Source organism: Methanosarcina sp. A14 (genome assembly GCF_001729375.1).
Classification (GTDB): Archaea; Halobacteriota; Methanosarcinia; order Methanosarcinales; family Methanosarcinaceae; genus Methanosarcina; species Methanosarcina barkeri.
On record NZ_LZPK01000314.1, the window covers coordinates 1 to 6,274 of the forward strand.

General features: G+C 40.5%; 5 protein-coding genes. 2 read left to right on the top strand and 3 right to left on the bottom strand.

The window, feature by feature from the left end:
- Positions 1–187: 187 nt before the first annotated feature.
- The gene (locus tag A9239_RS13795; protein ID WP_011308340.1) at positions 188–856 is read left to right on the top strand and encodes a cytochrome c biogenesis CcdA family protein; all 669 of its coding nucleotides are present in this window, start codon (positions 188–190) and stop codon (positions 854–856) included.
- 310 nt (positions 857–1,166) lie between these two features.
- Here the strand turns inward: A9239_RS13795 and A9239_RS13800 are convergent, their stop codons facing one another.
- Together A9239_RS13800 and trkA are read right to left on the bottom strand one after the other, a co-directional pair.
- Positions 1,167–2,597: a TrkH family potassium uptake protein gene (locus A9239_RS13800; RefSeq protein WP_048103475.1), complete on the bottom strand. Its 1,431-nt coding sequence runs from the start codon at positions 2,595–2,597 to the stop codon at positions 1,167–1,169.
- A gap of 24 nt (positions 2,598–2,621) precedes the next feature.
- Positions 2,622–3,968 (bottom strand): Trk system potassium transporter TrkA, encoded by a 1,347-nt coding sequence (gene trkA, locus A9239_RS13805; RefSeq protein WP_048155082.1) that lies wholly within the window; start codon positions 3,966–3,968, stop codon positions 2,622–2,624.
- Positions 3,969–4,349: 381 nt separating this feature from the next.
- On the opposite strand from trkA, the gene A9239_RS19670 reads away from it, so the two are divergent.
- The gene (locus A9239_RS19670) at positions 4,350–4,493 is read left to right on the top strand and encodes a hypothetical protein (protein ID WP_155396471.1); all 144 of its coding nucleotides are present in this window, start codon (positions 4,350–4,352) and stop codon (positions 4,491–4,493) included.
- Positions 4,494–4,966: 473 nt separating this feature from the next.
- Here the strand turns inward: A9239_RS19670 and dnaJ are convergent, their stop codons facing one another.
- Positions 4,967–6,136 (bottom strand): molecular chaperone DnaJ, encoded by a 1,170-nt coding sequence (gene dnaJ, locus A9239_RS13810; protein ID WP_048118732.1) that lies wholly within the window; start codon positions 6,134–6,136, stop codon positions 4,967–4,969.
- Between the last annotated feature and the right edge of the window lie 138 nt (positions 6,137–6,274).

Consider the following 6,274-nt stretch of genomic DNA (forward strand, 5'->3'; position numbering starts at 1 on the left):
GATCAATTGAATATTTAAATTCTACAGGTCCTAAATGGGATGCTGCCATCAGATTCTAAATATCGTACGCTAAGATTTTACTATCTGAAATCTAGACAAGTACGAAATTTAGGATTTTCTAGTTGCGCCCTAAATGAGATAGATTTACAGTTGGATACGGAATTAATTAATCTAATAGGATGAGCTTATGACAGCAACATTTGACCCTTCTGTAACTGGTATATTTGTTTTTGGGCTACTAGCAGGTATCTGCCCATGTAATAGCGTGTTATGCTTAGGATTAATAGGTTACCTTACAAGCGGAAAAACAAACTTATCACTTTTGAACATACTTAAACTAGTTTTCTCATTTTCAATAGGCACTGTGCTAGTACTATTGCCGCTTGGATTTATTGCTGGATACATTGGTAAATATATATTGTTTTTAAATAGTGCAATCGCTTGGGCAATTGGTGGTATATTAATGATTGCAATGGGATTACAACTATTACATGTTTACAAACCACCAATACGAAGCATGTACAATTTTTTTAAATTACCTAACTCTTACACAATAATGGGAGCATTCTTACTTGGGCTTTCTTTTGGGGCAATTACAATAGGTAGAGGTGCTCCGATGCTAATAATTGTATTAACTTATATAGGATTGTATCAAACGCCGCTTCAAGGGACACTTACTATGTTAATATACGCTATTGGTCTAAGTATTCCTCTTATGGTGATCAGCTCTATTGGTGGTTCAATAGGTAAAAAAATTAAGGAAACCACCAGAATGAGTGGTGACCTCATGGATAGAGTAATAGGAGTATCAATTATAATAATCGGCCTTTATTTCCTATATCTAGCCACGCAATAAATCAACTCTTTGTCAATTTGAGTAAATAATTTAAAGTCATTTTACAAATGTGACATATAAGATACGAGAAGAAATTTAGATCCTACCCACATTAAAAAATATATTATAGAATCTTCAGATAGGGTCTCAAAGTTAGGGACTTTTCTGGCTCGTGGTAGTCTACAGGAACTAAGATAAATTTTCAGCATGCACTGAAACCAGTCAAATGGTCAGCCCTCGAAGATTGTACAGTATCTTTTTTTCACAATTCTCGAAATTATTTTAGGATAAAACAGCATTTTAATACTCCTTTTTTTTTCCACAATTCTCTTTATGAGTGCCAGAATTCCCTTGTAAAGAGTACAAGCACGGTATAAACCTCTAGCCTGCCTACCCACATATTACTGATAAGAATAATTTTGCCTAGCAGTGGGATTGATTCAAAATTTGCCATAGGCCCGACAATGTTAAAACCAGGACCTATATTTCCGAGAGTCGTTATCGAAGCTGTAACCGAGCTTACCATATCAACTCCCAGTAGTGTTAGAAGCACTGTACCTACAACAAAAACTCCTATATAAAGCACAACAAAAGAGAGAATTGACTGTAAAATGTCTTCCGGTACTGCTTTATTATTTAACCGGATAGACCTGACGAGTCGAGGATGAACAAATTTGAAGAGTTCTCTCCTTGCATATTTTAACATCAACAGAAAACGTACAACCTTCATGCCACCGCCTGTAGAACCCGCACAGCCTCCGATAAACATGACTGAAAGAACCAGAATTTTTGCTGAGTCCTTCCACATATTAAAATCCGTTGAAGCAAAGCCAGTGGCTGTCATAACAGAGGTTATCTGAAATATGGCATAACGAAAAGAATTGAATGGAGAGAATCCCATATCTTTGAATAGAACCAGTGTAAGTAAACCCGTGAAACCGAGGATAAAAAAAGAATAGGCCTTGAATTCCTCGTCTCGAAAGAGAGCAAACTTATTGACACGAATCACCCGGTAATAAAGAGCAAAGTTAGCCCCAGCAATAAACATGAAAAATGTGAGAATAAATTCAATAATAGGACTGTGAAAAGCTTCTATTCCTGCATTATAAGTAGAAAATCCCCCGCAAGCCATACAGGCAAAAGAATGATTGAGAGCATCGTAAAGGGACATTCCACCCAGAAATAGAGCCACAACTTCAAGAGCAGAGATAAGAATGTAGAGCGTCCATAGAATCCTTGCAGTTTCCCGGATTCTTGGCTTCAGTTTATCTTCAGTAGGACCTGGAGCCTCAGCCCTGAACAGCTGACGGCCGGCAACTCCGAGCTTTGGCAGAACTGCTATGAAAAGTACAATGATTCCCATGCCTCCAAGCCAGGCGGTAAAAGACCGCCAGAAAAGAAGTCCTCTTGAATAGCTCTCTATATTCGTAAGAATTGAAGAACCCGTTGAAGTAAAACCCGACATTGATTCAAAAACTGCATCAATAAAAGAAACTCCTTCAAAAAGAAAAGGAATCGCCCCGAAAATAGCTGCTGCAAGCCAGCTCAAAGCCACAATGGCAAGGGCCTCTTTTTGCTGCCAATCCTCACGACCTTTGAATCGCATGAGAAGCAAGCCAGAAACAAGTGTTATGAAAAAGGAAACAATAAAGGGGACAAGAGGTTCACGGTAGTAAAAGGCTACTAAAAGGGGAACAAGCATTGTAAATGCCAGAAGGAAAAGAATTTTTCCTAATGCATTAAAGACTGCACTGTTATCTATAAGAAACCACCTTCCTCCCAAAGATTATCTAAAAAATTTTTCTATTTCTGACATTGCAGAAGCCATGGAAAAGATAACCACTCTATCCTGATCTTGAACGATGAAGTCCCCTCTAGGGACTATGGTGTCTTTCCCACGAACTACCATATTAATAAGAGCTCCCCTTGGGAATTTTACCTTATTTAAAGGTTTTCCGACAATTTTTGAGCTCTTGGAAGCCGTATACTCTATGATTTCCGCCTTTTCGCCTTCAATGGTCGTCAGGGTTTGTATTCCTCTGCCCATTGTAAGCTTAAGTACCTCGTTTACAGTAGCTTCTCTGGGGCTGACTGCCAGATCTATGCCAACCATTTCAAAGAGGGGAAGATAGTCCGAGCGGTCAGCCCTGGCAATCACTTTCTTTGCACCCAGTTGCTTTCCAAGAAGAGCACACAGGAGATTTTTCTCATCGCTGTCCGTAACCGAGATAACAACGTCCATATTCTCAATGCCTTCCTCCCTGAGTAGACTGATGTCAGTACCGTCTCCGTTTAAAATAAGGGCATTTTCCAGCCTCTCTGCCACTTCTATGCAGCGGCTTTTACTATGCTCGACAATTTTAAGGTCGGCATTTTCTTCTTTGTCTATCAGTTTGGCGAGATAAAATCCTACAATGCCACAGCCTATGAGAAGAATTCTATTTTTGTGGGGCACCTTGTTCCCTAAAGTACTGCCTAGCCCTTCCATAGATTCAGGCTTACCCACAACTACCATATGGTCGTTTGCGCTAATTAGGTCGTTTCCATGAGGAATAATTATTTCATGCCCTCGAAAAATCGCACTAACAATGCAACAGTCAGCAAGCCTGAGGTCCCGAATCTGCTTTCCTACGAGCTCGCTTTCGGGGTTTATTGCATACTCAGTCATCCTGACTTTTCCATCGGCAAACATTTCGGCATTTATTGCGGATGGACTTGACAGGATCTCAGCAACTTCAGAGGCAAGTGAAAGTTCAGGACAGATCATTATATCGACTCCGGCCTGAGTCCTTGAGGTTACAGGTGAATCAATATAATCCGGGTTACTGACTCTGGCAATAGTTTTAGTTTCCTTCCATCCGGGCTTTCCCCGGGTAATCAGCTTGGCGGTCATGCAGGCTACAATGTTAACCTCATCCATACCTGTCACAGCTACAAGCAAATCAGTATCCTGAAGAATATTTGATAGGATCTCAGCATTTGCTCCGTTTCCTTCAATAACAAGGACATCAAGTTCGTCTGCCCGTTTTGATGCTTCTTCATTATTTTCAATAATTATTACATCGTTTTTGGGGGAAAGAGCCTTTGCGATGTGATAACCTACTTCCCCTGCGCCGATAATTATAACCTTCATAGCACACCTTCAGAAAAACTGTTTTTAACGAACCTTTAAATATGGAACCTGGCGTATAAAAAGCAACAGGCACGAGATCAGTAAGATATGAAAAATTGAGTAAATAAATATAAAAAGTTAAGAACACACAGATAAAACAAAACTGTGGAACGCGGCCCGATAAACTGTTTGTGATAAAATTAATCAGCGTATTGACCATCTCTAAAAGTTAAATATTTTGCAAACAGAGTTTGTAAGATCCAGGCTTTTTAAATACAACTACAAGCTAAAATGTTAACCCTGAACAATTATATAAACATTTTGGAGTTTTTGCAGTAAAAAACAAATACCAAAGTGAACGAGTCCTCAGGAAATAAGATAAAGTAAAGAATAAGTTAGAAAATGAAACGGCCCCAGGAAAGAACGAAGGGAATGAATTTAATTCTAAGGCATAAAGTCCCTTCCTCGACAGCTTCCGGTGAAAACTGGGGGCTTGCCAGATGGGAACTGAAAGCCGTCAACTTTTCAACACTCCTTCGTTATTGATTCTAATAATCTAATTTTCGTTATTGATTTTAAGAATCTAATTTTCGTTATTGATTCTAATAATCTAATAATACTTCCAAACATATAATTGAGTCTATCCCAAAAGCCACTTTACTCTTAATTGTTGGGAATTATCAGAATTGTTTTCATGATCATGAGTTTGATTGATTATTCAAAATACAATGTCCAATAAGCAAATTTCAAGTTTTGGGACGGACTCATTAACAGATTAAGATTAGCGAGAATCAAGCAACCTTTTTCAAAGAGTTAACCTCCAGGTTCTAAAGGTCGTAATGAAGCTCTCACTGTTCTTAATTTGTTATCACGTAAAGCCAAAACGAATGGTGGAGTGGGCCTCAGTAGGGTAGAAAGTGCCTGTATTCAAGCTTGTCTGAAGTGACCATGAGGTCATCTATGAATCAAGAAGCCCCTTCCTTGACAGAAAAGGCATACCTTTTGGGCAGAGGAGTACTTCACCCTTCAAAGGCATCCTTTACTTTCTCAAAAAAACCTTTACTTTTTCGGGATTTTTCTGTGGATTTCTCATTTCCTCCCTTCTCATCTCCATTTGGGTTTTTGCCGCTGCTCAGAGCTTCAAACTGGCGGAGTAGCTCTTTTTGTTCCTGAGTAAGTTTTGTCGGAGTCTTGATTACAACCCTGACAAGCTGATCGCCTTTTCTACTTCCGTGAAGGTGTTGAATTCCTTTATCTTTAAGCCTGAATACAGAGTGGGTCTGGGTTCCTGCAGGGATATTCATCTTGACTTTCCCGTGAAGAGTATCGACCATTACATCCGTACCGAGCGCAGCCTGGACAAAAGAGATAGGAAGCTCGGAAATTACATCGTAATCGACTCTCTTAAAGTAGGGGTGTTCCTTCACATGAAGCACGACATAGAGATCTCCGGACGGAGCCCCGGGCTCTCCCGAATCTCCTTCTCCACTGAGTCTAAGACTCATGCCTGAATCGGCTCCAGCAGGTACGTTTACTGTTATCTTCCTCTTGTTTCGAACTCTGCCTGTACCGCCACAAACCGGGCAGGGAGACTCAATTACCTGACCCTTGCCATGGCAGGTACTGCAAGTAGAGGTGCTTACAAACTGCATACCCAGTCCGGAGCGAGTTGTGTGGATTTGACCTGTACCGCCACATGTGGGACAGCGCTTCGGGCTTGTTCCAGGTTTGGCTCCGGTTCCGGAACATTTAGAACATCTTTCCGTTCTAGGGATATTGATATCTTTACGGACTCCAAAGGCTGCTTCCTCAAAGGTAATGTAAAGGTCATACTGGAGATCGGAACCTCTCCTTGGTCCCATATGACCTCGTCTGCTTCCCCCGCCGCCAAAAAACATTTCGAATATATCTCCGAAGCCGCCAAAATCCGCACCACGGAAGATATCTTCTGCGCTGTATTGCCCGTTTATTCCGGCATGTCCGAAACGGTCGTACTGAGCGCGTTTCTCATCATCCGAAAGAACGGCATAAGCCTCAGAGATCTCCTTGAACTTATCCTCAGCTCCGGGTTCTTTATTTCTGTCAGGATGATACTTTAGCGCAAGTTTTCGATAGGTTTTCTTTATATCCTCGGGTGAGGCATCTTTGGATAATCCGAGAATATCGTAATAATCACGTGTTGTGGCCATCAGGATTCCCTGTTATTTTAAAAAAGATAAAGTTCCGGAGCCTGCAAAGCCAGGTTTCCGGTAAGGCCTGAGAATCTCCAGGCCTGTTTCATTACTTTGTTTTTATTTATTTATTTATATATTTATTTATTTATTTAT